Below are 25988 nucleotides of genomic sequence, written 5' to 3'. Positions count from 1 at the left end.
CGCGTCAGCGTGACGGCGCAGCGAGTTGCAGGCCGTTATTATAGAAGCCCGCGGGGGCAAGCCCCGATCACAGACTGTCCCAAATACGTTCGTGCCCGTTCAATTCCCCCTCAAGCTTGTCGACCGGCGCATGATTGCGCCCACCGTGGCCCACTGCCAGTTCCTGCGTGACGACGGGCAGCCGCTGGATTTCCAGCCCGGGCAGTTCATCCAGATCCATTTCGATGCCGCCGACGGTACGCCGACCAAGCGCAGCTATTCGCTGGCGACCATCCACGACCATGCACTCGGACCGGGCGAGGCGGTGGATATCGCGGTGAGTTTCGTGCCCGGCGGTTCGGCCACCGCGCTGTTCGAAGGCCTGCAGATCGGCGACCAGTTGCAGGCCAGCGGCCCCTACGGGCGCTTCTGCCTGCCGCCGGGCGACCACAACCGGCGCTATGTGCTGATCGCCACCGGTACCGGCGTCACCCCGTACCGGTCGATGCTGCCGCTGCTGGCCGAGGCGATCGCCACCCGCGGCGTGCAGGTGCTGCTGCTGCAGGGCGCACGCACGCCGGCCGAGCTGTTGTACGGCGACGACTTCCGCGCGTTTGCCGATGCGCACCCGCAGTTCCGCTATGTGCCGTGTTTTTCGCGCGCACTGCCCGAGCAGCCGCATGCGGATGTACGGCAGGGTTACGTGCAGCAGCAGCTGGCCGGGTTCGCGCCCGATGCGCAGGGCGACATCGCCTACCTGTGCGGCAACCCGGACATGGTGGACAGCTGCATCGAGGCGTTGAAGGCAGCCGGCCTGCCGAACGCGCAGATCCGCCGCGAGAAATACGTCAGCCCGGCCCCGGCAAAACCCTGAGTCAGTCGCACGCTGCCCGGCCGTCTTGCGCGGCCTCGCTGATCACGCCTGGTGCGCCTGCGCCGGCACGTTCAAGGCCCGTCGACAGCATCGCGATGCCCGCCGAACACGCGCCGGTATTGGGTTGGCGATAACGCCAGCGCGCGGCGGAAGTGGTGCCTGAGCGTCTCGGTCGAGCCGAAGCCGCAACGCGTTGCGATCTGTTCGATGTCGGCGCCGGAGGTTTCCAGCATCTCGCGCGCACGGTTGAGCCGTTCGTTGACGATCCATTTGCCCGGCGACATGCCGGTGGTGGCCTGAAACCGGCGCAAGAACGTGCGGCGGCTCATGCCTGCCGCGCTGGCCAGCGCGTCCACACAGTGGTTGGCGGTGAGGTCCTGGGCGATGCGCTCGAGCAGCGGCCCGAGCCGGGTGCTTTCGTGGATGGGTGGCACCGGGCGCTCGATGAACTGGGCTTGCCCGCCGTCGCGATGCACCGGCATCACCAGCCGTTTGGCGACCTGGTTGGCCACTGCCGGGCCAAAATCCGCGCGCACGATATGCAGGCAGAGATCGATGCCTGCAGCGCTGCCGGCCGAGGTCAGGATGTCGCCCTCATCGACGTAGAGCACGCCCGGCTCGACGGTGATTTGCGGGTAATGGCTGGCCAGCACCTCCGCGTTGCGCCAATGCGTGGTGGCCCTGCGCCCCTGCAATAGACCCGCCTGGGCCAGCACGAAGGCGCCGGCGCAGATCGAGACGATCCGGGTCTTGCGTTTATGCGCACGTTGCAGCGCCTTGATCAGGGCATCCGGTGCCGACGCACTGGTATCTCTCCAGCTGGGAATGACGATGGTGTGGGCGGCATCGAGCAGATCGAGTCCGCCATCCACCGCGATGCGGAGTTCGCCCAGCGCACGCAGCGGGCCGGGTTCGGCCGCGGCAATGGCAAACCGATACCAGCCCGGGCCCACTTCCGGCCGCGGCAGTCCGAAGATTTCAGTGGCGATCCCGAATTCGAACAGGCCGAGCTGGTCGTACGCGACCACCACCACCAGGGGCGGCGACGCATCGCGACGCAGGCGTTTTTTCGAAGTTGGCATGAAATGACCGATAGATGGCGTTTACGCCACTTTCACCCATTGCCTGCTGCTGCGCAACATGGCGCCTGGTCCTCGTCATGCGAGCTGAGCCATCGGCTGGTTCGCAGACACTCCCGGAGAGCGATCGGTGAGCAACCCGTTAGTGCGCGACACCTTATTCCTGGCCGACACCGCATTCGCGGTCGACGGCGCTGGCCCTTTCTACTGCGGCGACTGCATCGCCATCGAAGGCTTGCTCAGCATTGCCCCGGCCATTGCGCAGGGGCTGGAGATCCGGCGGCTGGCATTTCCGCGGCCAAGGCAGGTGCTGGTCGATCTGCTGGGCGAGCAGCACCAATCGCTGCCGGTGCTGGTGTTGGCCGCCACCGATGCCGAGGTGGTTGGCAGTAAACCCGCTGCGCATTACCGCGTGATCGACGACGAGGCCGCCATTCGCGCCTACCTCTCGCAGCGTTTCGCGGTTGCGCGGCAGCGCTGAGGTACGCACCCGGTCTTCCACCTGCCTCCCTGGAGAACGCGCATGACGTGCACGCAAGCCATGCTGCTGTCCTTGTCGATTGCCGCCGCACTGGGCTGCATCGGCGCCGCACGCGCGCAGCAGACAGCCACGGTGCAAGCCACCGAGGCGACCACGCTGGACCAGGTGGTCGTGAGCGGCCGCCTGCGTTCGCTGGAGCAATTCACCCCGACCGGCAGCCGGCTCAATCTGTCCGCGCGCGAGACGCCGGGCACGCTGGATGCGATCAACGCCGCCGCGATCGAAGCACGCGGCCTGCGCAGCGTGGAGAAGGCGGCCGAGAGTTTGCCGGGCATCAACACCGGCGGCTCGCCGGGAAATCCGGCGACCTTCTCGATGCGCGGCTTCACCGACGGGCAGATCACCATCCTGCACAACGGCCTGTATCTGGGGCCGTCGAACATGACCAACCGGCCGCAGAACAACTTCAACCTGCAATCGGTCGAAGTGTTGAAAGGCCCGGCGTCGGTGATCTATGGTCAGGGCGCGGTGGGCGGCGCGGTCAATGTGACCAACAAGGCGCCAACCTTCGGCCCCGGTACGTACGAGCTGCTGGCCGGGGCATCCAGTTATGGCGGGCGGATCTGGGGGCTCGGCGCCGGAGGAGGGCTCAACGACGACTGGGCCTACCGCGCCGACATCAGCCGGGTATCGTCCGATGGCTATGTGCATGGCGCCGATTCCAGCGCGCTCAATGCCACCGTGTCGCTGCTCTGGCGCCCGCGCGAGGATCTCAGCGCGCAGTTCTCGCTGGATTATGCAAAGGACCAGCCGTCGACGTACTTCGGCACGCCGCTGGTGCCGGCCACGGTGGCGCGCACTCCCCTCGACGGCATCCTGCGCGCGCCCGACGGCGATGTCGTCGATGGCTCCACCCGCCGCAACAACTACAACGTGGCCGATGCCGGTATCGATTCGCGTCAGCTCTGGCCGCAGGCCTATCTGAAATGGAAGCTCTCCGACGCCGTCACCTTGCAGAACATGGCCTATTACTTTCATGCCGATCGGCGCTGGCTGAACTCGGAAAGTTACAGCTACAACACGCAGACGAACCTGATCGATCGCGACCGGTTCTTCGTGTATCACGATCAGACGCTATGGGGGAATCAGACCAGCGCCACCTTCGACCAGCGCATCGCCGGACTGAACAATCGCCTGGTGGTGGGGCTGGATTACAGCCGCCTGGAGTTCGTCAGGAACCGCGGTTTCCCCGATGGCGACAGCGTGGCGCTGGCTGCGCGCGGGCCGAGCGGTGCGTTCGGCGAACGGGTGCGTCGGCGTAGCCCGACCACCTGGACCAACGCGGCGCTGTTTGTCGAAGACGCCCTGGATGTGAGCGACAAGGCCAAGCTGGTGCTCGGTGGGCGTTACGAATCTCTCGAACTGGAGCGCAAGAATTACGGCCCGGATGGGGAGTTTCAGGCAGCGTCGAGTTTCTCCAGGACCTATCGCCCCGCCAATGGACGCATCGGTCTGGTGTATGCGCTCACCCCGGCCATCACACCGTATGCGTCCTACACCACTGCCACCGATCCGGCCGGCTCCAATATCTTCATCGTCAATGCGGGGCAGGATTTTGCATTGAGCAAATCCCGGCAGGTGGAAGTGGGCCTGAAGGCCGCCACGCCGGACCAACGACTCAGCGGCACGCTGGCGCTCTACGACATCAAGCGCAACAACATCCTGGCGCTGACCGCGCAGGACGCGCTCAGCAATATCGGGCAGCAAACCTCGCGCGGGTTCGAACTCAGCGTGGATGCGCAGCTGGCATCGCAGTGGAGCGCCAGCGCCAACTACGCCTACGTCGATGCCGAGTACGCGCAGTTCATCGACAGCAATACCGGTCTGGACGCCTCCGGCAATCGTCCGGCCAACGTGCCCAAGTCGCTGTTCAATGCCTGGACCAGCGTGAGAAACGTGGCCGGCCTGCCATTGGAGCTGGGCCTGTCGGTGCGGCATGTCGGCACGCGCTACGGAAACCTGGCCAATACGCTGCGGCTGGAGTCGTACACCCTGACCAATGCGTACGCGACCTACGACCTGAATCCCGGGGTTGCGTTGTCGCTGCATGCCGACAATCTGTTCGACACCGACTACGTGCAATGGGCCGATGTGTTCTACCCGGGCCAGGTCATCCTGGGATTGCCCAGGACGCTGGAGCTGAGCCTGCATGCACGCTTCTGATCGGGCCGCGCGGCGCCGGCCGAAGATGTTCTGGCTCGTCTGGTTGCATCGCTGGACCGGGGTGGCGTTCTGCCTGATGTTTGCGGTGTGGTTCGCCAGCGGCCTGGTGCTGGCGTTCGTGCCGTTTCCCGCGTTGAGTCCCCAGCAACGCTGGAGCGACGCCGAGCGGATCGACGTGTCGCGGCTGACGGTTGCGCCGGCGCAGGCCCTGCGCAGCGTGCGCGATGCGACGGCCATGCGGCTGGTATCGATCGGTGGGCGCCCCGCTTATGTCGTCGGCAGCGCGACGGCGACGGTTGCCGTCGATGGCATCGATGGGCAGGTGCGTGGGTTGCTGAGTGCCGAGGCTGCCGGCGCGATTGCCGCTGCCTTCGGCCATGCCGGGGTGCGGCGACTGGATGGCCCGCTGGACTACGATCAATGGAGCGTGCACCAGAAGTTCGATCCGTGGCGGCCGTTCTATCGCGCGGCGCTGCAGGACGACCTGGGCACGGTGCTGTATGTCTCTGCGCGGACCGGCGAAGTGATGCAGCGCACCCGTGCCAGCGAACGGGCATGGAACTGGGTCGGGTCGGTTCCGCACTGGCTGTATTTCACCCAGCTGCGGCGCAGTTTTACCGCGTGGGATCGAACCGTCTGGTGGCTGGCGTTGGCGGCGTTGTGCAGCGCCGGCGCCGGCACGGTGCTGGGCGTGTATCGCAGCTGGCAACGCGCGCATAGCCCCAGGCCTGCGTGGTCGGGCTTTCGTGGCTGGCTTCGCTGGCATCACGGCCTGGGCCTGATCGCTGCAGTGTTCGTGCTGGGCTGGATCTTCAGCGGCTGGCTGTCGATGGACCACGGCAGGCTGTTCTCCAGAGGCATTCCGGACCCGGCCAAGGTCGCGCGCTATGCCGGTGCGCCCTTGCCGACGGTGCTGGCAGGCATCAATGCCGGCGCGCTGCGCTGCCTGTCGGGCGCCACCCAGATCGACTTCACCGCGGTCGGTGGGCGTCCTGTTGCGGTAGGACGCGGCCCGGCCGGTGCGGCGGTGAGCGAAGGCATGCCCGGGCGCATCACCGGCACCCGGCTATCGCCCGACGCGATCCGGCATGCGGCAGCGCATGCCTGGACGCTGGATCGCGAGCCGACGCCACCCGACAGTGCCGAGGCGCTGTACCGCCAGGCCGACGCGATTGCCGCCGATGCGCTGCGGCTGACGGTGGCAGCGCCTGCGCGCACTGCGCTGTACTTCGACCCGGCCAGCGGCGCACCGCTGCTGGCACTGGATGCCAGTCGCCGTACCTATGCCTGGCTGTATCTGGCCATCCATACGACCAACGTTCCGCTGCTGCAGTCGCATCCCGTGCTCAGGCGCGTGGTGCAACTCGGGCCACTACTGCTCGGGCTGGCATTCTCGCTGACCGGCGTGGTGCTCGGAGCAAGCCGATTGATGCGCAGCGTGGTCGGCAAGACGGCGCGCTGACCGGGCCGATGGTGCGCAGGAGCCGGAACATAAGTGTGCGACATGCCGGCTGCGTGCGTTGGCAGCGCCGGCGTGGCGAAGAGCATAGCTGCGTTTGGCCCCGCGCACGATCGGGCAGACGGTCATGCGTCGCTTGCACCATGCACACCGACGATCTCGACTGCTACCGAGCTGGTGTCTGCCGAGCATGGTCAGCCCGTGGATACCTGCCGGGGCCCGTAGCACCGGCTTGCGCACTGAAGACCGCAGGCCGACGAATGCAGCGCGCTGCGAACGCTAGACCGCAGCATGCCCCATTGGCGGGCGCTTCAACTCGACGGTGATGTGCACCAGTTCCTCGTGGATCTGCAGGGCAGTGCGGACCAGGTCCGCATCGATGTCGGCCGCCGTGACCAGACTGACGACGCAGGCATAACGATCGCTGCCCACGCGCCAGACATGCAGGTCGCCGATGTCGATGGCATGCGGCAGCTCGGCGATGACCTGCTTCACTTCTTCCACCACCGGTGCATCCATCTCCGCATCCAGCAGCACGCGGCCGGTGCTGCGCAGCAGTCCCCATGCCCACACGGTGACCAGCACCGCGCCGACGATGCCCATGATCGGATCCAGCCAGGTCACGCCCCAGTACATGCCGGCGAGCAGCGCGACGATCGCCAGGACCGAGGTCGCCGCATCGGCCACCACGTGCAGATATGCGGCACGCAGATTGAGATCGGCATGAGCATGACCATGGCCATGACCGTCATGCGCGTGGGCGTGGCCGTGGTGATGGCCATGCGCATGGCCATGCGAGTCGCGCAACCACCAGGCGCAGATCAGGTTGACCAGCAGGCCGATGACCGCGATGACGGTGGCCTCCTGGTACTGGATGGGCTTGGGCGAGAACAGCCGTTCCAGCGACTGGAACGCCATCAGGCCGGCCACGCCCAACAGCAGGATCGCGCTGGTATAGCCACCCAGCACTTCGATCTTCCAGGTGCCGAAGCTGAAACGCAGGTCGTTGGCATTGCGCCGCGCGAAGCGGTAGGCGAACAGTGCCAGCCCCAGTGCCAGCGCGTGCGAGCTCATATGCCAGCCATCGGCGAGCAGGGCCATGGAGTTGAGCGTCCAGCCGCCGACGATCTCCACCAGCATCATGACCACGGTCAGGATGACGGCCTTGCGGGTGCTGCGCTCGGCAAGCGGGTTGGCGCTGGCGAAGGTATGCGACTGCGCGCAGTGCGGCGCGGCGTGCGTGATCGACATCGGGAGGGGCTCTGGCTACGATACCCCCCTATGGTATCTCAGATACCCCCAGGGGGTATATGGCAATGGCACATCTGAATCAGGACAAATCCAAGCTGCTCGCCCGCGTGCGCCGGATCCGTGGGCAAGTGGAGGGGCTGGAGAAAGCCCTGGCGCAGGACGTGGACTGCACCGCGTTGCTGACGCAGGTGGCGGCGTTTCGTGGCGCTGCGCAGGGCCTGATGGTCGAGTTGCTCAGTGAGCACCTGAAGCACCACGTCGCGGCACCGGAGGCACTGGGCGAGCGCGAGTTGGCGGTCGACGACATCACCGCCATTCTCAAGACCTATCTAAAGTAAGGGCGGTTCTCAAAACGACTGCGCTCACCACCAGGTGGGCGCGGCCGGCGCTCGGAATCTGCATGCATCACTCGTGCCCTGCGGTTCCTCCGCGCTGTCCGCACCGGCTGGTCACCGCGCTAGGTTTTGTCTGCTGCTTCAAGTTCTGCACACCGGTCACGCCGATTCGCTTTCAACCTTGTGCGCTGCGCGGACTGAACGACGGCCCAGCGCGCCGGACCTTGATGAAGCCGTGCCTGCAGTGTCCTGCGGCGATGCGCGCGACATGCCGCAACGCACGCATGACGCACCCGACGTCACGAACGATGCACGGTCGGGACATCGCGCCGAACTGCGCGCATCGCTGCACGCATGCAATCCACCCGCAACGCCTCGCCTGATTGCAGGCGCAATGGCGTGCCGGGCGCTCAGCGCGCCGACGGCTCCAGCGTCATCAGCACCACATCGTTGCTGCGCATCGGCACGCGGATCTCCACCACGCCATCGGCGCCGACGCGCACGCGCCGGTCCTGCTCGGGCGTGTCGCGCGTGGCCTGCTGCAGCTGCGCCAGCTGCCGCGGCGCCAGCTCCTTGGGCATGCCCATGTCGATGTACAGCGACAGCGGATCGTTGCGCCGGTAGCCGGTCTTGCGCACCTGCAGCCGGTAGTTGCCGGCCGGCACCTGCGCCAGACGGAACACCAGCGCTGCGCTGTCGGTGGCCGGCAGCTGTTTGGTATAGAACGGGGTATTGCTCACCGCCTGCACCGGCTGCTGCCAATCCCAGGCCAGCGCGGCGATGCGCTGGCCATCCACCGCCGCAAATGCGTGCGCATCGCGCAGCGGAATAGTGCGGCCCTTGAGCGCGTTCAAGTACTTGTAGGCAAACCACGCCGGCTTGCGGATGCCCTCGCGATTCATCAGCCCGAAGCCGCCGTGGAAGGGCGTGGGCGGCGGGCCGGGTTCTTCGAACAGATCGGTGTAGGTCCAGTAGCTCATGCCCTGCACCAGGCCTTGCACCTGCTTGAGCTTGGTCAGGATGTAGGGCGCGTTGATGTAGCTGTCGTGGACGAAATCGCGCGGGGTATAGCTGCTGCTCCACTCGGTGAAATACAGCGGCAACTCCGGAAACGGCGAAGCCTGGATCTGCGCACGCACGCGGCGCACATCGCCGACGATGGCATCCGGCGAGGCCGACAGCTTGACGTCCTGCTTGCCGTCTTCATCGAGAAAGCTGCCCTCCACGCCATAGGTATGCGTGGTGACGAAGTCGATCGGCAGTTTGTGCTTGGCAACGAAGGCCAGCAGTTCCGGCACCCAGTCCGCACCGGCGGTGGAGGGGCCACCGACGCGCAGCTGCGGATCGATCGCCTTGATCGTGCGCGCGGTGTTCGCATACAGGTCGAAGTAGGCCTGCTGGTCGGCGTTCTCCCAGAAATCCCTGAGGTTGGGCTCGTTCCACACCTCGAAATACCACTGCCGCACTTCGTCGGCACCGTAGCGCGCACGGATGTGGCGCACGTACGCATCGATCAGCTGCGCCCACTTGGCCGGGTCCGGATGCGAGGTGTTGCCCTTCCAGTAGAAGAGCGTCTGTTCGGAGGTCTTCATCGCGGCGGGCGTAAAGCCCAATTCCACAAACGGACGGATGCGCTTGGCCAGTAGCGCATCGTAGAGCTGATCCAGTTTGGTCCAGTCGTAGACGAGCGTGCCGTCGACGTCTCTCACCGTGCCGAGCACGTCATGGAACACGTCGTGGAAGCGGATATAGCGAAACCCCAGCTCCTGCACCGCCGGAACCAGTTGCGCCTGGCTGTCGCTGCGGATCAAGGTGCCGGGAAAGTCCGAGCCGATCGACAGGTCGTAGAACCGGTCGACCGGCCCGGCGGCGCTGGCCAGATCCAGTTCGATCGTGCGAGGCGCCGCCTCCTGCGCCATGGCAGAGCTCGCCATGCAGCCGCTCAGTGCAATTGCCAACCAGGTCTTCAGACGCATCACCGCTCCCGCCAATGTTCGATCGCGCAGCGTAACCCAGCTCCGGCCCGGTGCTGCGGACCGGCGTGCTTGGTCATCCTGCTGCCAGCGTTGCGTGGCGATGGGCAGGGATTGCACGCGGTCGAACGTGTAAAGGGTGCTTGACAGTGGGCCGTGCCGAGCGCATCGTGCCTGTCAAGTTGACTTGACAGGCGAAGAGGATGCGTCAGCAGCATCGGCAATGGGAGTGCATACCGGCATGGTCGGCGCAGCGGCCGCTGCGCAGCGATTCCGGGATGGGTGGCACTGGCCTGCCAGTGCGTCCATCGGCGCGCGCGAGGCAACGCGCATGACCGGCTGCAGACGCAACGCGCTCCTGGCGCTCTGCCTGGGAGCCGGCCTGCTCGCCGTCAGCGCGCTCGGTCGTTGGCAGCTGCTGCCGCTGAGTGCCCACCTTGCCGGGCTCTGTGCCGGCGCGGGCGTGTCTTGCCTGGTGCTGTCGCTGCTGCTGTTGCTGTCGCGCGGCAGCCTGCGCGACAGCACGCGGCCGGCACTGGCACGGCGCTATCACCGCGAATTCGGCGTGCCGATGGGCTTGTATGTGGTGGTGATGCTGTTCTGGAGATACTTGCTTGCGCATGTGGATCCGCGCTGGGCGCGCGTGCTGATCGCCTTGTTGCCGGCCGTGCTGGTCGCCCTGGTGATCCGTGCGGTGGCGCGCTACGTGCGCGACTCGGACGAGATGCAGCGGCGCATCGAACTGGAGTCGATCGCCATTGCCGCCGGCCTGGTCAGCGGCGCGTATATGACCGGCGGATTCCTGCAGGCCGCCGAGCTGATCGACATCCCTGCGACGGTGGCGATGTTGTGGGTGTTTCCGATGTTGTGCGCCATCTACGGCGTCACCAAAAGCATCAATGCCCGACGGTTCGAATGAATAGCCGGGTGCGCGAATTGCGCGAGGCCAGCGGCTGGTCGCAAGGCGAGTTGGGCGAACGCCTGGGCGTATCGCGGCAGACCATCAATGCGCTGGAGACCGGCAAGTACGATCCCAGTCTGCCGTTGGCGTTTCGTATCGCGCGTCTGTTCGGGGAATCGATCGAGCACGTCTTTCTTTACGAAGACGGGCAGTAGCCGCGCCGGTCACACCCGACCGGATGCGGCGTCAGGGGACAGGAACTATCAGGAGAGATGCTGAACATGGTGAAGCAACCCACACTGGTGGCGGCGCTGCTGATCGCATTGCTGGCAACCGGATGTCAGCCTGCGGAGCAGCCGGCTGAAAACACGGCTGCCACGCCCAAGACGGGCACAGCCACGCCCGGCACCGCGCAGCCGCAGGCCGGCAAGCCGCAGACCGGCACCGCCGCAGGCAATCGTTACGGCACGCTGCAATTTGCACCGTGCACGCTGAGTTCCGGCAGCGCGGCCGGCAATATCGAGGCGCAATGCGCCAGCCTGCGCGTGCCGGAAAACCCGGCCGCGCCGACCGGGCGCAGCATCGACCTGAAGATCGCCTGGCTGGAAAGCGAGGCCGGCGCCGGCAGCACGCCGGATCCGGTGTTCTTCATTGCCGGCGGGCCGGGACAATCGACCACCCAGGTCGCCGCGATCGTGGACATGGGGCTGCATGAAGTCCGCAAGCGGCGCGACATCTTCCTGGTCGACCAGCGCGGCACCGGCGGTTCGCATCCGCTTGCGTGCCGCGATGCCGCCGGCAAGCCGCTGGTGCTGGAAAACAGCAGTGCCGCCACCGCCGAGCAATTGACCGATTACGCGCGCCAGTGCGCACAAGGGCTGCGCAACGATGCCGATCCGCGCTATTTCACCACCAGCGAGGCGATTGGCGATCTGGATGCGGTGCGCGCCGCACTGGGCGTGCAGACGCTCAACCTGATCGGCGGCTCCTACGGCACCCGGGTCGCACAGCACTATGCGGCGCGCTACCGGCAACACACACGCACGCTGGTGATCGATGGCGTGGCGCCGAACGATCTGGTGATCGGCGGCGAGTTCGCGCGCACGTTCGAAGATGCGATCGCGTTGCAGGCCACCCAATGCCGCAAGGACGCGGCATGCGCCAAACGCTTCCCGGTGGACACGCGCACGCAGCTACGGCAGGTGGTGGAGCGCTTGCGTCAGGCGCCGGTGGCGGTGGATTACCGCGACCCGCGCACCGGTGAACTGCACCACGAGCAGGTGACGGCCGATACCGTGGTTGGCCTGGCGTTCGGCTTTTCGTATGCGCCGCAAACCGCCTCGTTGTTGCCGCTGGTGCTGGACGAGGCGGCGGCAGGGCGTTACGCCTCGCTGATGGCGTTGGCACAGATGAGCGCCTCGGACATGTCCGACCAGATGAATCGCCCGATGCAATGGTCGGTGCTGTGCAGCGAAGACGCCGGCCGCTACACGCCGCCCGCCGGCAAGGACGACACCTTGCTGGGAGCGGAGGTGGCGCAGATGTTCTTCGCGCCCTGCAAGGCCTGGCCGACCAAGCCGACCCCGGCTGCCGACGTCGCACCGTTCAAATCCAACCTGCCGGTGTTGTTGCTGTCGGGCGAGCTGGATCCGGTGACGCCGCCGCGCTATGCCGAGCGTGTGCTGCAGGGCCTGCCCAATGGCCGTCACCTGGTGGCGCCGGGGCAGGGCCACGGGGTGTTTCGACTGGGGTGCATGCCCAAGGTGCTGGGCCAGTTCCTGCAGACCGCCGACGCCAAGGCGCTGGATGCCAGCTGCGTGGCCAGCCTCAACAACGTGCCCGCGTTTACCTCGTTCAACGGATGGGAACCATGAGCCGCACCGACCACGCCACGGAGGCGCACGCATGATCGTCGTCGACAACCTGCACAAATCGTTCAAGACCAAGACCGGGCTGGTGAAGGCGGTCGATGGGGTCAGCTTCAGTGCTGCCGACGGCCAGATCACCGGCCTGCTCGGCCCCAACGGTGCCGGCAAGACCACCACCTTGCGCATGCTCTACACGCTGATGTCGCCCGACCAGGGCAGCGTCACCGTGGACGGTGTGGATGCCGCCCGCGACCCGGTGGCGGTGCGCCGTGCGCTGGGCGTGCTGCCGGATGCGCGCGGTGTCTACAAGCGCCTGACCGCGCGCGAGAACATCGCCTACTTCGGTGAGTTGCATGGTCTGTCACGCGCGCAGATCGCGCAGCGCACCGACGTGCTGTCGAAAGCATTGGGCATGGACGACATTCTGGATCGCCAGACCGAAGGCTTCAGCCAGGGCCAGCGCACCAAGACCGCGATTGCGCGCGCATTGGTGCACGCCCCCCGCAACGTGATTCTGGACGAGCCCACCAATGGCCTGGACGTGATGACCACGCGCGCCATGCGGGGCTTCCTGCAGCAACTGCGGGCCGAGGGGCGCTGCGTGATCTTTTCCAGCCACATCATGCAGGAGGTGGCGGCGCTGTGCGATCGCATCGTCATCGTCGCCAAGGGCACGGTGGTGGCCTGCGGCAGCGCCGACGAACTGCGCGCCAGCACCGGCGAAGACAACCTGGAAGACGCCTTCGTCAAGGCGATCGGCTCGGACGAGGGACTGCACGCATGAGCACCACATCGTTGTTGTCCACGCTATGGACGGTGCTGCGCAAGGAATTGCGCGACATCGGCCGCGATCGCCGCACGCTCGCACTGGCCTTGCTGCTGTCGCCATTGCTGTATCCGGTGCTGATCCTGGGCATGGGCGCATTGAGCGAAAGCCGCGTGCGTACGCAGGTCGACAAGCCGTTGGAGATCCCCATGCTCGGCCGCGAGAACGCGCCCAATCTGGTGCGGTTCCTGGCCGCGCAGGGCCTCAATGCGGTCGATGCGCCGGTCGATCTGACCGCCGCGATCCGCAATCAGGATGTGGATGTGGCATTGCGCATCAGCGACAGCTACGCCGACGATTGGCGCGCCGGGCGCCCGGCGCTGGTGGAGGTCATCAAGGACAGCACGCGGCGCGAGGCCGACGTGCCGAGCCTGCGCCTGCAGGCCGCGCTCGGCAGCTATAGCCAGCAGGTCGGTGCACTGCGCCTGCTGGCGCGCGGCATCGATGCGCAGGTGGGCAGGCCGCTGGAAATCGCCGCGCAGGATCTGGCCACGGCCGACGCCAAGCGCGGGCAGATGATGGCGATGCTGCTGCCGGTGCTGCTGGTGATCACCTCGTTCCTGGGTGGCGCCTCGCTGATCCTGGATGCCACCGCCGGCGAGCGCGAACGCCAGTCGCTGGAACCCTTGCTGGCCACCCCGGCGCCGCGCAGTGCGATCGTCAGCGGCAAGATCGCTGCCGCCTGCGTGATCGGCATGGTGTCGCTGTTGCTGACCTTGCTGGCCTTCAAGGTGAGTGCGCAGCTGTCCACCTCGAACCTGGGCCGCCAGCTCAACGTCGGCTTCGTGCCGATGCTGCAGATGCTGTTCATCCTGGTGCCGATGCTGTTCATCGGCACCTCGCTGCTGACCTATCTGGCCGCCGCCGCCAAGAGCATGAAGGAAGCGCAGGCGCACATGACCTGGCTGTTGCTGCTGCCGATGCTGCCGGGCTATGCGCTGATGGCGTATCCGCTGAAGACGCAGCTATGGCATTTCGCGGTGCCGTTCCTGGCGCAGAACCAGATGCTGCTCAAGGTGATCCGCCACGAGCAGATCACTGCGCAGACCTGGGCGGTGTACCTGCTGGCGGGCTTTGGGGTTGCCGCGTTGTTGTGGTATGCGGCAGTGCGCCGGTATCACCAGGAGCGCCTGGCGATTTCGGGGTGAGTTTATTTGGCAGTTGGCTGCTTGCTGTCGGTACCCGGCGGCGCCGTACCCTCATCCCAACTTCGCTTCGCACCCCGTCCCGCGCTGACGGTGCGGGCGCACCAGGGCACGCGCGCCAGTGACGCGCAAGCCGTGCCGTCTCGCCCCGACGGGAGAGGGGCTTTGTTAGTGCGATGTTCCTTCTCCCGTCGGGAGAAGGTGGCGCGTAGCGCCGGATGAGGGTACGGGGTGCGAATGCACGTGCAACCATGCCTGCACCAGTGCACAACGCTCCACGCGCCGTTACGCAACTGCCACAACCCACTACCGCCACAACGCAAAAGCCCGCATCGCTGCGGGCTTTTGCGTTTCCTAAGTCATCAGCGCTGAAGCCATCAACCGCCCGGATTGAACGACAGCGTACGCCGCGTGGTCACCGGTGCGGCCACCGGTTCGAAGCGCCAGCGCTTGACCGCATTGAGCGCTTCGCGGTCGAACACGCGCGGCGGGGTGGCGCGCAGCACGCGCGAGGCGGTGATCGAGCCGTCGGTGCCGACCGTCAGTTCCACCAGCACTTCGCCGGAGGTGCCGGCGCGCAGCGCTTCCGGCGGATAACGCGGTGCCGGGGTGCTGATCGGGCGCAGCGACTGCGCGGCAGGTGCAGCTGCGGCAGTCGCCGGGGCCGGGCGCGGGGCGGCCGGGGTCGGAGCCGGCGTCGGGGTCTCGGCCTGACGGCGCGCGGCGGCCTGGCGTTCGGCCTCTGCGCTCTGCTGGCGGGCGGCTTCCTGTTGCGCGGCGATCTGCTGCGCAGCGGCCGCCTCGCGGGTCTGCTGCTCGGCCAGACGCTTCTGCTCGGCCGCCTGCTTTGCCTTGTCTTCGACCAGTTTCCTGGCCTGCTCGGCATCCTGCTCGGAGCGGCTGGCGGCGGTCTTCATGCCGGTTTCCAGGCCAGTCTTCAGCCGCGGCAGTGCCGGTGCCTTGGGGTCGACCTTTTCGATCAACGCGATCAGGCGCTGCGCTTCGGGGAATTCTTCGCGGCTGATGCCCTGTTCGGCGGCGATCAGCGTGTACGGCAGCAGATCGGTCAGCGCGCTGTTGACGGTGGCGTCCTGTGGCTGCTTTTCACGCAAGGCCAGGTAGTACTCCACCGCGTTGTCGCCGGCCGGGGCGTACATGCGATTGTCCTGCAAGGCCTTGGTGGCCGATGCGCGCAACTGGTCGGCGGCCATCGATTGCACCTGCGGCGACACTGCGGTGGCCGGCGTCGGCGCGGCGGCCGCTGCCGCAGGCGTGGTGCCGGTGGCAGGCGCGGTGGTGGCGGCCTTGTCGTCCTGCCTGGAGCAGGCGGCCAGGCCGACCAGCAAAATGACCGGCGCGATCCGGCGTGCCATACGGCCCTGTGTCAGATCCAACATGCGTCCCCCTTACCCCGATTGCGAAAGATGCTGCGGCGAGGCCGGCCATTGTTCCCGCAATGGACGGCAAAGCGGCAATCTAGCATTGCTGGGGCGGTCTAAGCCAAGGGGGGCGCCTGCCGGGCGCGAAATTCATCGCACTCCGGTGGCCAGTGCCGCGTCGGCCGGCAGCCGCGTGGCCGGCTCGGGCAGCGGCGGCGCAGGGCAGTAGCGGCGCAGGAAGTCCGCATGCGCAGGCAGGCGTGCCAATGCGGCATCGACCCGCGTGCGGATGGTCTCCAGGAAATGACGAAGCTCTGCATCGCCCATCAGGTCGGCCACCGGGTGGTGCTGCTTCGGCGTGATGCCCTGGCCCAGCATCACCTGCACCCAGGAGTTCTCGGCAAACAGCTCGTTGGCCTGGTGGAACACTCGCCCGCTCTGGCGGAACAACTCCACCCGGTGACGCAGCGTGTCGGGGATGTCCATCGCCGCGCAATCGCGCCAGAACGGCGTGTCGCGGCGGTCGGTGGCGTGGTAATGCAGGATCACGAAATCGCGGATATGGGTGATTTCGGCGGCGGCCTGGTGGTTGTACTCGGCGATGTCGACAGCGTTGATGACCTGCGGAAAGGTCTGCATCAGCCGGATGATGCCGCGCTGGATCAGATGGATGTTGGTCGATTCCAACGGCTCCAGGAAGCCGCTGGCCAGCCCCAGCGCCACGCAGTTCTTGTCCCATACCCGATGCCGCTGATTGGGCGTGAAGCGCAGTGCGCGCGGCTGGGTCAGTGCGCGGCCGCGGAGATTGCGCTGCAGTACCTGCGCGGCGCCGTCCTGGTCCATGTAGCGGCTGGAATACACGATGCCGTTGCCGACCCGGTGCTGCAGCGGAATGCGCCACATCCAGCCCGCCTGATCGGCGCGCGAGCGGGTGTAGGGCACCGGCGTGCCGACCGCTTCGGTCTGCACCGCCAGCGCGCTGTCGGCGAACAACCAGCGCGACCAATCGTCGCTGCCCACGCCCAGCGTCTTGCCGATCAGCAGGCCGGCAAAGCCGGTGCAATCCAGGAACAGATCGCCTTCCACGCGGGTGCCGTCCTGCAGCGTCAGTGCGGTCAGGAAGCCGCTTTCCGCATCGGTTTCCACCTGGCCGATGCGGCCTTCGATGCGCTTGACGCCAAAGCCTTCGCTGAAGCGGCGCAGGAAGCGCGCATAGAGCCCGGCATCCAGGTGATAGGCGTAGTTCATGCCGCCGTTGGGCAGGTGCGCAAAGCGGCCTTCCTGCGCCGCACGCAGTTCCAGGCAGTAGTCGCCGAAGTCGCGCGCGATGCCGCGCTGGCGCCCCTTCAACCAGAAATGCTGAAACCCCGCGCTCCAGTGATCGGTGCCGGTATGGCCGAAGGAATGGATGTAGTGCCTGTCCACATCGCGCCAGTGTTCGAACGCGATGCCGAGCTTGATGGTGGCCTGGGTGGCGGCCATGAAGGCGGCCTCGTCGATCTCCAGCAAGCGGTGGAAAGTGACCAGGCTGGGGATGGTGGCTTCGCCCACGCCCACCGTGCCGATCTCGTCCGACTCCACCAGGGTGATCTGCAGGTGCCGGCCCAGCAGCTTCGACACGGCCGCGGCGGCCATCCAGCCGGCCGTGCCGCCACCGGCGATGACGACGCGGCGTACCGGGCGCTGTTGCGGGTCCGAAGGCGTGGTGTCGGGCATGGCGAATTCCTCAGCGATTCAAGCGTTGCAGCAGCCGGGCGCGCAGGCTGCGCGCGCGGGCGTCGTCCATCGGTGCCAGCACACCGCGCGCGGCATCGGGCAGATGCGCGGCAGTGCTGTCGTCGGCCTCGAAGACATAGTGGCGAAACACCTCCTGCCAGGTGGCGCGTTGTTCGGCGGGCAGGTCGCGAATGCTCAGCAGCGCCAGCATCAGCGCGTTCATCGGCGAATCCATGTAGGCCGGGCTCTGCCGCCACCAGAAATTGACCAGCACGTTGAGGCCTTCCAGCGCTTCGATGTGATGCCACCACATGCTGGGAATGAACAATGCATCGCCAGGCGCCAGCTCGGCGACCAGGGCATGTTCCAGCGCCTGCGCATAGCGCGGAAAGCGCTGCAGATCCGGTGCGGTGACGTCCACCAGGCTGACCGGCTGCCCGGCTGGGGTCAGATCCAACGGGCCGATGTAGAGATTGGCCAGCTGCTCGGGCGGAAACAACGTAAAGCGCCGCCGCCCGGCGACCACGCAGGCCAGGTTGTCGGGCAGGTCCTGGTGCGCGGCGATGCGGGTGCGGTTGCCGATCCAGATGCTGGCCAGCGGCTCGCCCTGCGGCAGCGCGATCGGGTTGTGCGCGCGCAAGCCGGGCAGGTAGGTGTCCAGCGTGGTGGAGCCGACATAGATCGCCGGTGGCTGGGCGTTCGTGAGGTCGCGCAGCAAGGTGTCCAGTACCACGCCCAGCGGCACGCGCTCGGGGCGGAAATTGAAGCCGCTCATGTCCGCGTTGTAGAAGAAGCGCCCGCCGATGTCCGGCGGGCCGACCTGTGCCACCACCGCTTCGCCGCGATCGTAACCGCGCAGGTAGGCGGCCGCCGCCTGCGCCGAGGTCGCGCCGGCCTGCGCCAGTGGCCAGTCGCGCACCAGCCCGCGCAACACCAGCGGCGTGGTGGAGCGCAGCACGGCCGGGTCCAGCTGCTGCGGGTCCAGCCCGTGCCGTTCTTCGATGGCGCGCGGCTCAGCCAGCATGACGGCGCTGCATGCGGTCGAGCAGATGGCGGAACTGCGCGATCGAGGCCACCGCCATGTACAACGGTTCCAGATCGCCATGCTGGTGCAGATCGAGCAAGGCCGCATCGTCGAGTGCGCGCAGGCGTTCCTCGTGCACGGCGTAGAGCCCGGCCAGACGGCATTCCAGGCCGTTCTGCAGCGTGGCCTCGAACACGAACGGTTCGAGCAGGGCGTGCTCGAGCAGGCGTGCGACGAAGGCCTCGCTCGCGGCCAGGCCATCGTGCAGGGTGCGCAACACCTGGCTGATGTGGTCGAGAAACTCGGTGGTGCCGCCGTGTTCGCGAAACAGCACCTCGCCTTCGCTGCGGCTGATGCGCGGGCTGTCCAGGTCCACGTGCACCATCGGCCCGTCCGGCTGTTCGCCGATCAAAAACGGTTGCCGCTGGATCGCCAGCGGTACGTACGGCGCATCCCAGCGCGCGCCGTCCAGGAACAGGTTCTCGCCCAGGCGTAATCCCAGCAATGCCAGCGGCTGAAAACTGCGCTCGCCGCTGCGATGGAACACGATCGGGTACTGCGCCTGCAGTTGGCGAAACTCCTGCGGAAAGGTCGCGGCCGACATCACGTCGTCGCCGTAGGCGGCGCCGTGTGCGGTGATCACGCGCAGGTCGCGGTGGTCGAGATTGTTCAACAACACGGCATTGGTCATGGGGGATTGGCACAACACGCGGGGCGCGTGGCCCATGCTTGGACAGTTGCTTCGGCATGGCAAGTCCCGGATGCGACACATCCGGGAAACGCCACGAGAGAGCCGTGCGAAACGCCCCGGCAGACCCACTGCCGGGGGCGCTTAGAAGAACATCACTGCATGACCAACGCGCTGCATCACCAGAACTTGTAACGCACGCCCAGCATGTAGCGCGGGCCGGTCTGGGTGGCGTAGACGATCTGGTTCGGGTGACGGCCGTGCTGGCGCTGCACCTCGTCGGTGAGGTTGATCGCCTCCAGGCTCAGCGACAGGTTCTCGGTCCACTGGTAGCCGATGCTCAGGTCCAGCTGGCCATAGGCTTCGGTGTAGACCGGGTTGGGCTGGCCGCTGCCGTCGAAACGTGCAGCCAGGAACTCGTCGCGCCAGTTGTAGGCCGCACGCACCTGCCACTTGTCCCGATCGTAGAAGCCGACCACGTTGGCCGAATCGCTCAGCCCTTCCAGCGCGAACTGCTCGCCGATCACGTAGTTGTCGTAGGTCAGGCCGGAGTCGACCATGGTGTAGTTGGCCGACACGCCGAAGCCGCTGGCGCCGAACATGTGCTGCAGGTTGAATTCCCAACCGTCCAGCGAGGCCGAGCGCTGGTTGGCCGGCGCGGTGATGGCGAAGTTGGCCACCGGATCGCCCGGCTGCCCGCTGATCACGCCGGTGGCGTTGCCGTTGGAATCGTCCTGCCCGCGCACAACACCCGGCGCACCGCCGCGGTTGCGGAAGATGTAGTTGCGGATGCAGGTCAGGTCGGCCGAGGCGCAGCCGTTGCCCAGCGCTTCGTTCCAGTACGCACCACCCACCGGCGTGTTCAATCCCAGCGAGGTGTCGTTGCGCGTGGTCACGCCGATGTAGTTGTCGATGTTCTTGCGGAAGAAGCCCACCGAGGCGTAGCTGGCATCGCTGTAGTACCACTCCAGCGAAAAATCGATGTTGTGCGAAAGCAGCGGCTTCAGGCCGGGATTGCCTTCCTGGCCGGTGCCGCCTTCCAGGCGCGCGATCTGGTTGAGCGTCTGCCCGCCCTGGATATCGCCCCAGCCGGGCCGGCCGATGGTTTCGCCGTAGCTGCCGCGCAGCACCAGATCCTCGGTGAGCTTGAAGCTCAGGTCCAGGCTGGGCAGCCAGTATTCGTATTTGCCGCTACCGCTGGCGAACGCCGAGTCGGCCAGGCGGATCGGCAACTCGTTGTTGGCGACCCAGTCGATACCCACCGCTACCGGCACCAGTGCCTGCGCCTCCACCTTGGTTTCTTCGTAACGCACACCGGCGGCCAGGCTGATCGGCACGCGCAGATCGTCCCAGCTGTTGTTCCACTGCAGGTAGGCGTTCTTGGATTTTTCGGTCACGCGGCGGTCGGTGGTGAACACCGGCGAGGTGCGGTACAGCGCATCGTCTCCGGCCACCTGCGCGGCCGCCTGGCGGGCACGTTCGAAGTCGAACAGGAACAGCTGGTTGAACTGCGCCGGATTGCCGCTGCCGTCGATCGCATCGAAGTACTGCGCAAACGCACTGGGGATCCACAGATCGTCCGGATAATCGGCCGCGGTGCCGGCACCGCCCCAGGTGTCGCGCTGCACGTTGGAGAACGCCGAGCGGTTCTTGACCTCGGTGCTGCCGATACCGAACTTCAACTGCGAATAGTTTTCGAAGGTGAAGTCGCCGTTGACCTGGGCCTGGTCGATCTCCGACTTCATGTAGCTGTTGCGGAACGCCGAGCCGGTGACCAGCGTGCGCGACGGATCCAGCCCGGTCAGGCCGAAGCCCAGCTGCTGCTGCAATACCGGGAAATCCTTGCTGAAATCCACCACCGAGGTGCCGCGGTAGAAGCCGGACACGCCCAGCGAATTGCTCGACCCGTACGGGCTGTCCGCACCGGCTTCGGCGGTGGAGCGGTGGATGTCGAAGTTGAGCTTGAACTGGTCGTTCACCGCCCAATCCACGTTGAAGCCCAGCGACTTGTTCTGGTTGCGCGTGGCTGCGTTGGAGCCGGCGGTGGCCAGATCGCTGGTGGCCGGATTGACGATCTCCGAATAGGTGATCGGGCCGGCCACCGGCCCATTGGTCCAGGCGCTGGCCGACGGTCCGTAGTTGAACCACACCGACATCTCGTTGCGCTGCTGCTGGATCTTGTTTTCCGAATAGGTGTAATCCAGCGTGGTGGTGATGTTGTCCAGCGGCTTGTACTGCAGGGTCAACTGGCCGTTGGTGCGCTGGCGCTCGACGCCGACCACGCGGTAGTTGAGGTTCTGCGGCACCGAATAGATATCGTTCGGGCCGGGGCGGTTGACGATGTTCTCCGAGCCCGGCGCGCCCGGCTGCGGGATGGTGCCGTAGGCGGTGGAATCGCCGCGGAACGAACGCCAGCCGTTGGGCACGCCGACCTGGCTATAGCCGAAGTCGCGTTCCTGGTAGCTGCCGCTCAGCGATACGCCAAAGCGTCCATCGGCCGAGGTATTGCTGAAGATGCCGGAGATTTCCGGGGTCAGCGCATCGCCCTGCAGGCGGCCGGGCAGGTTCTCGTTGGACGCATCGTGCACGCCCTTGAGGCCGACATTGGCATGCAGGCCCGGGTTGTCCAGCGGCCGGCTGGTCTTGATGTTGATGGTCGCGCCGATTCCGCCGGTGGGCGTGCTGGCGCGGCTGGTCTTGAACACCTCGATGCCGGAGATCGACTCCGACGCCAGGTTGGCGAAGTCGAACGCGCGCGAGTTGGAGGCGTTGGATTCCTCGATGCTGGCGCCCGGCATCTGCCGGCCGTTCAACAGCACCAGGTTGAAGTCCGGGCCGACGCCGCGCACGGTGACGCGCGAGCCTTCGCCCAGCGAACGGTCGATCGACACACCGCTGATGCGCTGCAACGACTCGGCCAGATTGGTATCGGGGAACTTGCCGATGTCTTCGGCCACGATGCCGTCGACGATGCCTTGGGCATCGCGTTTGACGTTCATTGACGAGGTGAGGCTGCCGCGGATACCGGTGACCTGCACCGCATCGAGCGTGGCGGGGTCGGCCTGGCTCGCGCCGGGGACGGTGGATGTGGACTGCGGTGCCGGCGCGGTCTGCGCGGCCAGCGGCGTCGACAGGGCAAACAGCAGGGCAGACGTCAGACGCCGCGTGCGCGGCAGGGTGCGTGGCTCTCTCACGGTGATTCTTCCCCAAACAAATGATAAGGCCCGCCCCAGGCGGGACAGGCGAAGGTCGATCGAACAATCGAGCATTTGTTATTGCGGCCTTAACCAAGTCAATTTGCACTGCAGCATCGGCGGCCAGCCAATCGCGCCACACATCGTTCCACCGGGCAGGGTTTGCGACGTATCCGCGCGCGATCGCTTGCCCGTACCATCACTCTGCGATGGCGATTCGTACTCCCATCCATTGTCATTGACGTCGCGAGCGCAGGCGTTTGCATGCGCACAAGGCAAGCGGATTCGGCAGGTGCGCTAGACACCTTGCCGGCTCCCATGTCTGCACGCCGAAGACGGCCTGGCTGGTTGTGTCTGCCGTTACACCCCACTTTCGAACTGGAGCGCACGATGATCGATCTGTACTACTGGCCCACCCCCAACGGCCACAAGGTCAGCTTGTTCCTGGAAGAGGCCGGGCTGGATTACACGCTCAAGCCGGTCAACATCGGCAAGGGCGAACAATTCGAGCCGGCGTTCCTGCAGATTTCGCCCAACAACAAGATGCCGGCGATCGTCGACCACGCACCGGCCGACGGCGGCCCCGCGCAGAGCGTGTTCGAATCCGGCGCCATCCTGCTGTATCTGGCCGAGAAGACCGGCCGCTTCCTGCCGCGCGATGCGCGTGGCCGCATCGCCGCGCTGGAATGGCTGTTCTGGCAGATGGGTGGGCTGGGGCCGATGAGCGGCCAGATGGGCCACTTCAATGTCTATGCGCCGGAAAAGATTCCCTACGCGATCGAGCGCTACAACGCCGAGGTGCGCCGCCTGCATGGCGTGCTCGACAAGCGCCTGGCCGACCACGCCTTCCTGGCCGGCAACGACTACGGCATCGCCGACATGGCCAGCTATCCGTGGATCGAAGTGTATGGCGACCTCAAGCCGGACTATGCCGCCTTCCCGCACCTGAAGCGCTGGCACGACGCCATCGCCGCGCGCCCGGCCACGCAACGTGCGTACGCGCTCAAGGAACAGGTCAACCCCCACGCCGGCAAGCCGCTGAGCGAGGAAGAGCGCAGGCATCTGTTCGGCAAACGCTGAGGGTGCAGTAGCAAAAACAGCGCACGTACGGCAATTCAACAAGGCGCTCGAGCCCCTCTCCCCCCCGGGAGAGGGGTTGGGGTGAGGGTACGGTCCACGCACGCCATCACCCGCCGCGCTTCTCAAACACCCCACGCGCCCGCATCCTGTGCGTTATCTCAAGACAGGATCTTCGATGCGCGCCCTGTTCGCCGCCCTTGCCCTCATGCTCAGCACGATCACCACCGCCCACGCCGAAAAGCTCACCCTCGATGCCATCACCGGCCCGTTGCCGTTGTCCGGCCCGACGCTGATGAAACCCAAGGTCGCCCCCGACGGCTCGCGCGTGAGCTTCCTGCGCGGCAAGGACAGCGACCGCAATCAACTGGATCTGTGGGAGTACGACATCGCCAGCGGCCAGACCCGCCTGCTGGTCGATTCCAAGCTCGTGCTGCCCGGCACCGAAACGCTCAGCGATGTCGAAAAGGCCCGCCGCGAGCGCCAACGCATCGCCGCATTCGCCGGTATCGTCGATTACCACTGGGCGCCGGACGCACATGCACTGCTGTTTCCGCTCGGTGGCGAACTGTACCTGTACGACCTGCGCAAGACCGGCGCGGCGGCAGTGCGCAAGCTCACCCACGGTGAAGGCTTCGCCACCGACGCCAAGCTCTCGCCCAGGGGCGGCTTCGTCAGCTTCGTGCGGCAGCGCAACCTATGGGTGATCGATCTGGCCAGCGGCAACCAATTGCAGCTCACTAGCGACGGCAGCGAGACCATCGGCAACGGTGTGGCCGAGTTCGTCGCCGATGAGGAAATGGATCGCCACACCGGCTACTGGTGGGCGCCGGACGACTCGGCGATCGCCTTTGCGCGCATCGACGAATCCGGCGTGCCGGTACAGAAGCGCCCTGAAGTCTATGCCGACCACACCGAGGTCATCAGCCAGCGCTATCCGCAGGCTGGCCAGCCCAACGTCGCCGTGCGACTGGGTGTGATCGCACCGCGCGCCAACGCCGTGCCGCGCTGGATCGAGCTGGGCAACAACCCCGATATCTATCTCGCACGGGTGGATTGGCGCGATGCGCAGCGGCTGACCTTCCAGCGCCAGTCGCGCGACCAGAAGACCCTCGAGTTGATCGAAGCCACGCTGGCCAGCGGCAAGCAACGCGTGCTGATCACCGAGACCTCGCCGACCTGGGTGCCGCTCCACAACGATCTGCGTTTCCTCGAGGACGGCCGCTTTGTCTGGAACTCCGAGCGCAGCGGCTACGAGCATCTGTATGTGGCATCGGAAGACGGCCGCACGCTCACGCCGCTGACCTCCGGCGCCTGGGTGGTCGATGCGCTGCTCGCCGTCGATGAGCAAGCCGGCACGGTGTATTTTTCCGCCAGCAAGGAGTCGCCGACCCAGGCCCATATCTACGCCGTGCCGCTGGCCGGCGGTGCGATCGAAAAACGTTCGACAACCCACGGCACGCACGCCGCCAGTTTCGCCGGCAATGCCAGCGTGTATGTCGACACCTGGTCCAACACCACCACGCCGCCGCAGATCGAGCTGTTCCGCGCCAATGGTGAAAAAATCGCCACGCTGCTGAAGAACGACCTGACCGACCCGCAGCATCCGTACGCCAGATACCGTGACGCGCAGCGCCCAGTGGAATTCGGCACGCTCACCGCTGCCGACGGCACCACGCCGCTGCAGTATCGCCTGATCAAACCGGACGACTTCGACCCGGCCAAGCGCTATCCGGTGATGGTGTACGTGTATGGCGGCCCTGCCGCGCAGACCGTGCTCGATGCCTGGCCCAGCCGTGGCGATGCGCTGTTCGACCAGTACCTTGCCCAGCGCGGCTATGTGGTGTTCTCGCTGGACAACCGCGGCACGCCGCGGCGTGGCCGTGCCTTCGGTGGTGCGCTGTACGGTAGGCAGGGCACGGTCGAGGTGGACGACCAACTGCAGGGTGTGGCCTGGCTCAAGGCGCAGCGCTGGGTCGATCCCGCACGCATCGGCGTGCAGGGCTGGTCCAACGGCGGCTACATGACGCTGATGCTGCTGGCCAGGCACAGCGAGGCCTATGCCTGCGGCGTAGCCGGCGCGCCGGTCACCGACTGGGGGCTGTACGACACCCACTACACCGAGCGTTACATGGACCTGCCGGCCGGCAATGTCGAAGGCTACCGCGACGCACGCATCGCCACCCATCTGGACGGCCTGCGCGCCAAGCTGCTGCTGATCCATGGCATGGCCGACGACAATGTGCTGTTCACCAACTCCACCGCGCTGATGAGCGCGTTGCAGGCGCGCGGCAGCGCCTTCGAACTGATGACCTATCCCGGCGCCAAGCACGGCTTGTCCGGCAGCACCGCCTTGCATCGCTACAAGACCGCGGAGGCATTCATCCAGCGCTGCCTGATGCCCTGAGCGGCCGGCAATGGGTTTCCACGGGACACGCGAATTGCAGGGGCAAACGGCCGCCGACGCCTGGCATCGGCGACATTCACAGGACCGGTCGGGCAGCAGACGCCCGTCT

20 protein-coding genes and 1 other RNA gene are annotated in these 25988 nt (G+C 66.4%); 13 read left to right on the top strand and 8 right to left on the bottom strand.

The genetic code is table 11. The annotated features are described in order from the left end of the window. The first annotated feature begins 25 nt into the window (after nt 1–25). Nucleotides 26–853: a ferredoxin--NADP reductase gene (locus XarbCFBP7408_RS10640; protein ID WP_181106440.1), complete on the top strand. Its 828-nt coding sequence runs from the start codon at nt 26–28 to the stop codon at nt 851–853. A 71-nt stretch (nt 854–924) separates the two neighbouring features. Here the strand turns inward: XarbCFBP7408_RS10640 and ftrA are convergent, their stop codons facing one another. Beyond that, nucleotides 925–1935 (bottom strand): transcriptional regulator FtrA, encoded by a 1011-nt coding sequence (ftrA, locus tag XarbCFBP7408_RS10635; protein ID WP_104562915.1) that lies wholly within the window; start codon nt 1933–1935, stop codon nt 925–927. A 127-nt stretch (nt 1936–2062) separates the two neighbouring features. Between ftrA and XarbCFBP7408_RS10630 the strand changes: the two genes are divergently transcribed. Genes XarbCFBP7408_RS10630 through XarbCFBP7408_RS10620 form a run of 3 tightly spaced genes read left to right on the top strand, consistent with a single transcriptional unit; the run spans nt 2063 to nt 6098 of the window. Beyond that, nucleotides 2063–2413 (top strand): DUF3088 family protein, encoded by a 351-nt coding sequence (locus XarbCFBP7408_RS10630; RefSeq protein ID WP_104562914.1) that lies wholly within the window; start codon nt 2063–2065, stop codon nt 2411–2413. A 42-nt stretch (nt 2414–2455) separates the two neighbouring features. Beyond that, nucleotides 2456–4636 (top strand): TonB-dependent receptor, encoded by a 2181-nt coding sequence (locus XarbCFBP7408_RS10625; protein ID WP_104562913.1) that lies wholly within the window; start codon nt 2456–2458, stop codon nt 4634–4636. Between the two features lie 25 nt (nt 4637–4661). Continuing rightward, on the top strand, nt 4662–6098 hold the full coding sequence (locus XarbCFBP7408_RS10620) for a PepSY domain-containing protein (protein ID WP_104562912.1): 1437 nt from the start codon (nt 4662–4664) through the stop codon (nt 6096–6098). A 276-nt stretch (nt 6099–6374) separates the two neighbouring features. On the opposite strand, the gene dmeF is transcribed toward XarbCFBP7408_RS10620, so the two are convergent. After that, entirely contained in the window at nt 6375–7346 is a 972-nt protein-coding gene (dmeF, locus tag XarbCFBP7408_RS10615) for a CDF family Co(II)/Ni(II) efflux transporter DmeF (protein ID WP_104562911.1), read from the bottom strand. Nucleotides 7347–7411: 65 nt separating this feature from the next. On the opposite strand from dmeF, the gene XarbCFBP7408_RS10610 reads away from it, so the two are divergent. Together XarbCFBP7408_RS10610 and XarbCFBP7408_RS10605 are read left to right on the top strand one after the other, a co-directional pair. Continuing rightward, entirely contained in the window at nt 7412–7684 is a 273-nt protein-coding gene (locus tag XarbCFBP7408_RS10610) for a metal/formaldehyde-sensitive transcriptional repressor (RefSeq protein WP_039514053.1), read from the top strand. 62 nt (nt 7685–7746) lie between these two features. After that, nucleotides 7747–7819: non-coding RNA, sX9 sRNA (locus tag XarbCFBP7408_RS10605), on the top strand. A gap of 272 nt (nt 7820–8091) precedes the next feature. On the opposite strand, the gene XarbCFBP7408_RS10600 is transcribed toward XarbCFBP7408_RS10605, so the two are convergent. Continuing rightward, nucleotides 8092–9657 (bottom strand): GH39 family glycosyl hydrolase, encoded by a 1566-nt coding sequence (locus XarbCFBP7408_RS10600; protein WP_104562910.1) that lies wholly within the window; start codon nt 9655–9657, stop codon nt 8092–8094. Between the two features lie 328 nt (nt 9658–9985). Between XarbCFBP7408_RS10600 and XarbCFBP7408_RS10595 the strand changes: the two genes are divergently transcribed. The 5 genes from XarbCFBP7408_RS10595 to XarbCFBP7408_RS10575 are packed head-to-tail and all read left to right on the top strand — an operon-like array spanning nt 9986 to nt 14397. Further along, nucleotides 9986–10573 carry a hypothetical protein gene (locus tag XarbCFBP7408_RS10595; RefSeq protein ID WP_104562958.1) on the top strand — a complete coding sequence of 196 codons (588 nt, stop codon included), beginning with the start codon at nt 9986–9988 and terminating at the stop codon, nt 10571–10573. Then, nucleotides 10570–10770 carry a helix-turn-helix transcriptional regulator gene (locus XarbCFBP7408_RS10590; RefSeq protein WP_016903655.1) on the top strand — a complete coding sequence of 67 codons (201 nt, stop codon included), beginning with the start codon at nt 10570–10572 and terminating at the stop codon, nt 10768–10770. The genes XarbCFBP7408_RS10595 and XarbCFBP7408_RS10590 overlap by 4 nt, the downstream gene beginning before the upstream one ends. 60 nt (nt 10771–10830) lie before the next feature. Then, complete coding sequence (locus XarbCFBP7408_RS10585) at nt 10831–12429, top strand: alpha/beta hydrolase (RefSeq protein ID WP_181106460.1); 1599 nt, start codon at nt 10831–10833, stop codon at nt 12427–12429. A gap of 31 nt (nt 12430–12460) precedes the next feature. Next, nucleotides 12461–13207 (top strand): ATP-binding cassette domain-containing protein, encoded by a 747-nt coding sequence (locus XarbCFBP7408_RS10580; protein ID WP_104562908.1) that lies wholly within the window; start codon nt 12461–12463, stop codon nt 13205–13207. Beyond that, on the top strand, nt 13204–14397 hold the full coding sequence (locus XarbCFBP7408_RS10575) for an ABC transporter permease (protein ID WP_104562907.1): 1194 nt from the start codon (nt 13204–13206) through the stop codon (nt 14395–14397). The genes XarbCFBP7408_RS10580 and XarbCFBP7408_RS10575 overlap by 4 nt, the downstream gene beginning before the upstream one ends. 374 nt (nt 14398–14771) lie before the next feature. Here XarbCFBP7408_RS10575 and XarbCFBP7408_RS10565 read toward each other — a convergent pair whose 3' ends face one another. From XarbCFBP7408_RS10565 to XarbCFBP7408_RS10545, 5 genes are all read right to left on the bottom strand, one after another. Further along, complete coding sequence (locus XarbCFBP7408_RS10565; protein WP_104562905.1) at nt 14772–15791, bottom strand: energy transducer TonB; 1020 nt, start codon at nt 15789–15791, stop codon at nt 14772–14774. Between the two features lie 132 nt (nt 15792–15923). Further along, entirely contained in the window at nt 15924–17489 is a 1566-nt protein-coding gene (locus XarbCFBP7408_RS10560; RefSeq protein ID WP_104562904.1) for a tryptophan halogenase family protein, read from the bottom strand. A 10-nt stretch (nt 17490–17499) separates the two neighbouring features. Further along, the gene (locus tag XarbCFBP7408_RS10555) at nt 17500–18513 is read right to left on the bottom strand and encodes a cupin-like domain-containing protein (protein WP_104562903.1); all 1014 of its coding nucleotides are present in this window, start codon (nt 18511–18513) and stop codon (nt 17500–17502) included. Next, nucleotides 18503–19204: a SapC family protein gene (locus tag XarbCFBP7408_RS10550; RefSeq protein WP_181106442.1), complete on the bottom strand. Its 702-nt coding sequence runs from the start codon at nt 19202–19204 to the stop codon at nt 18503–18505. Before XarbCFBP7408_RS10550 ends, XarbCFBP7408_RS10555 begins: the two co-directional genes overlap by 11 nt. Before the next feature lie 176 nt (nt 19205–19380). Further along, the gene (locus XarbCFBP7408_RS10545; RefSeq protein ID WP_104562902.1) at nt 19381–22395 is read right to left on the bottom strand and encodes a TonB-dependent receptor; all 3015 of its coding nucleotides are present in this window, start codon (nt 22393–22395) and stop codon (nt 19381–19383) included. A 390-nt stretch (nt 22396–22785) separates the two neighbouring features. Here XarbCFBP7408_RS10545 and XarbCFBP7408_RS10540 point away from each other — a divergent pair, with 390 nt between their 5' ends. Then, on the top strand, nt 22786–23475 hold the full coding sequence (locus XarbCFBP7408_RS10540; RefSeq protein ID WP_104562901.1) for a glutathione binding-like protein: 690 nt from the start codon (nt 22786–22788) through the stop codon (nt 23473–23475). Nucleotides 23476–23650: 175 nt separating this feature from the next. Beyond that, nucleotides 23651–25879, top strand: a complete 2229-nt coding sequence (locus XarbCFBP7408_RS10535) for a S9 family peptidase (RefSeq protein WP_181106444.1) — start codon at nt 23651–23653, stop codon at nt 25877–25879. Nucleotides 25880–25988 lie beyond the last annotated feature (109 nt).

The organism is Xanthomonas arboricola pv. guizotiae, from assembly GCF_002940205.1.
Taxonomy (GTDB): domain Bacteria; phylum Pseudomonadota; class Gammaproteobacteria; order Xanthomonadales; family Xanthomonadaceae; genus Xanthomonas; species Xanthomonas arboricola_C.
The sequence above is the reverse complement of the archived record's forward strand: the minus strand, read 5'-3'. Positions and strand labels throughout refer to the sequence as shown.

Bases quoted from the DNA above. Each gene is read 5' to 3' on its own strand.
- ftrA (WP_104562915.1), bottom strand. From the start codon at position 1,935: ATGCCAACTTCGAAAAAACGCCTGCGTCGCGATGCGTCGCCGCCCCTG.
- XarbCFBP7408_RS10625 (WP_104562913.1), top strand. From the start codon at position 2,456: ATGACGTGCACGCAAGCCATGCTGCTGTCCTTGTCGATTGCCGCCGCA.
- XarbCFBP7408_RS10620 (WP_104562912.1), top strand. From the start codon at position 4,662: ATGTTCTGGCTCGTCTGGTTGCATCGCTGGACCGGGGTGGCGTTCTGC.
- dmeF (WP_104562911.1), bottom strand. From the start codon at position 7,346: ATGTCGATCACGCACGCCGCGCCGCACTGCGCGCAGTCGCATACCTTC.
- XarbCFBP7408_RS10610 (WP_039514053.1), top strand. From the start codon at position 7,412: ATGGCACATCTGAATCAGGACAAATCCAAGCTGCTCGCCCGCGTGCGC.
- XarbCFBP7408_RS10600 (WP_104562910.1), bottom strand. From the start codon at position 9,657: ATGCGTCTGAAGACCTGGTTGGCAATTGCACTGAGCGGCTGCATGGCG.
- XarbCFBP7408_RS10595 (WP_104562958.1), top strand. From the start codon at position 9,986: ATGACCGGCTGCAGACGCAACGCGCTCCTGGCGCTCTGCCTGGGAGCC.
- XarbCFBP7408_RS10590 (WP_016903655.1), top strand. From the start codon at position 10,570: ATGAATAGCCGGGTGCGCGAATTGCGCGAGGCCAGCGGCTGGTCGCAA.
- XarbCFBP7408_RS10580 (WP_104562908.1), top strand. From the start codon at position 12,461: ATGATCGTCGTCGACAACCTGCACAAATCGTTCAAGACCAAGACCGGG.
- XarbCFBP7408_RS10575 (WP_104562907.1), top strand. From the start codon at position 13,204: ATGAGCACCACATCGTTGTTGTCCACGCTATGGACGGTGCTGCGCAAG.
- XarbCFBP7408_RS10565 (WP_104562905.1), bottom strand. From the start codon at position 15,791: ATGTTGGATCTGACACAGGGCCGTATGGCACGCCGGATCGCGCCGGTC.
- XarbCFBP7408_RS10560 (WP_104562904.1), bottom strand. From the start codon at position 17,489: ATGCCCGACACCACGCCTTCGGACCCGCAACAGCGCCCGGTACGCCGC.
- XarbCFBP7408_RS10555 (WP_104562903.1), bottom strand. From the start codon at position 18,513: ATGCTGGCTGAGCCGCGCGCCATCGAAGAACGGCACGGGCTGGACCCG.
- XarbCFBP7408_RS10550 (WP_181106442.1), bottom strand. From the start codon at position 19,204: ATGACCAATGCCGTGTTGTTGAACAATCTCGACCACCGCGACCTGCGC.
- XarbCFBP7408_RS10540 (WP_104562901.1), top strand. From the start codon at position 22,786: ATGATCGATCTGTACTACTGGCCCACCCCCAACGGCCACAAGGTCAGC.
- XarbCFBP7408_RS10535 (WP_181106444.1), top strand. From the start codon at position 23,651: ATGCGCGCCCTGTTCGCCGCCCTTGCCCTCATGCTCAGCACGATCACC.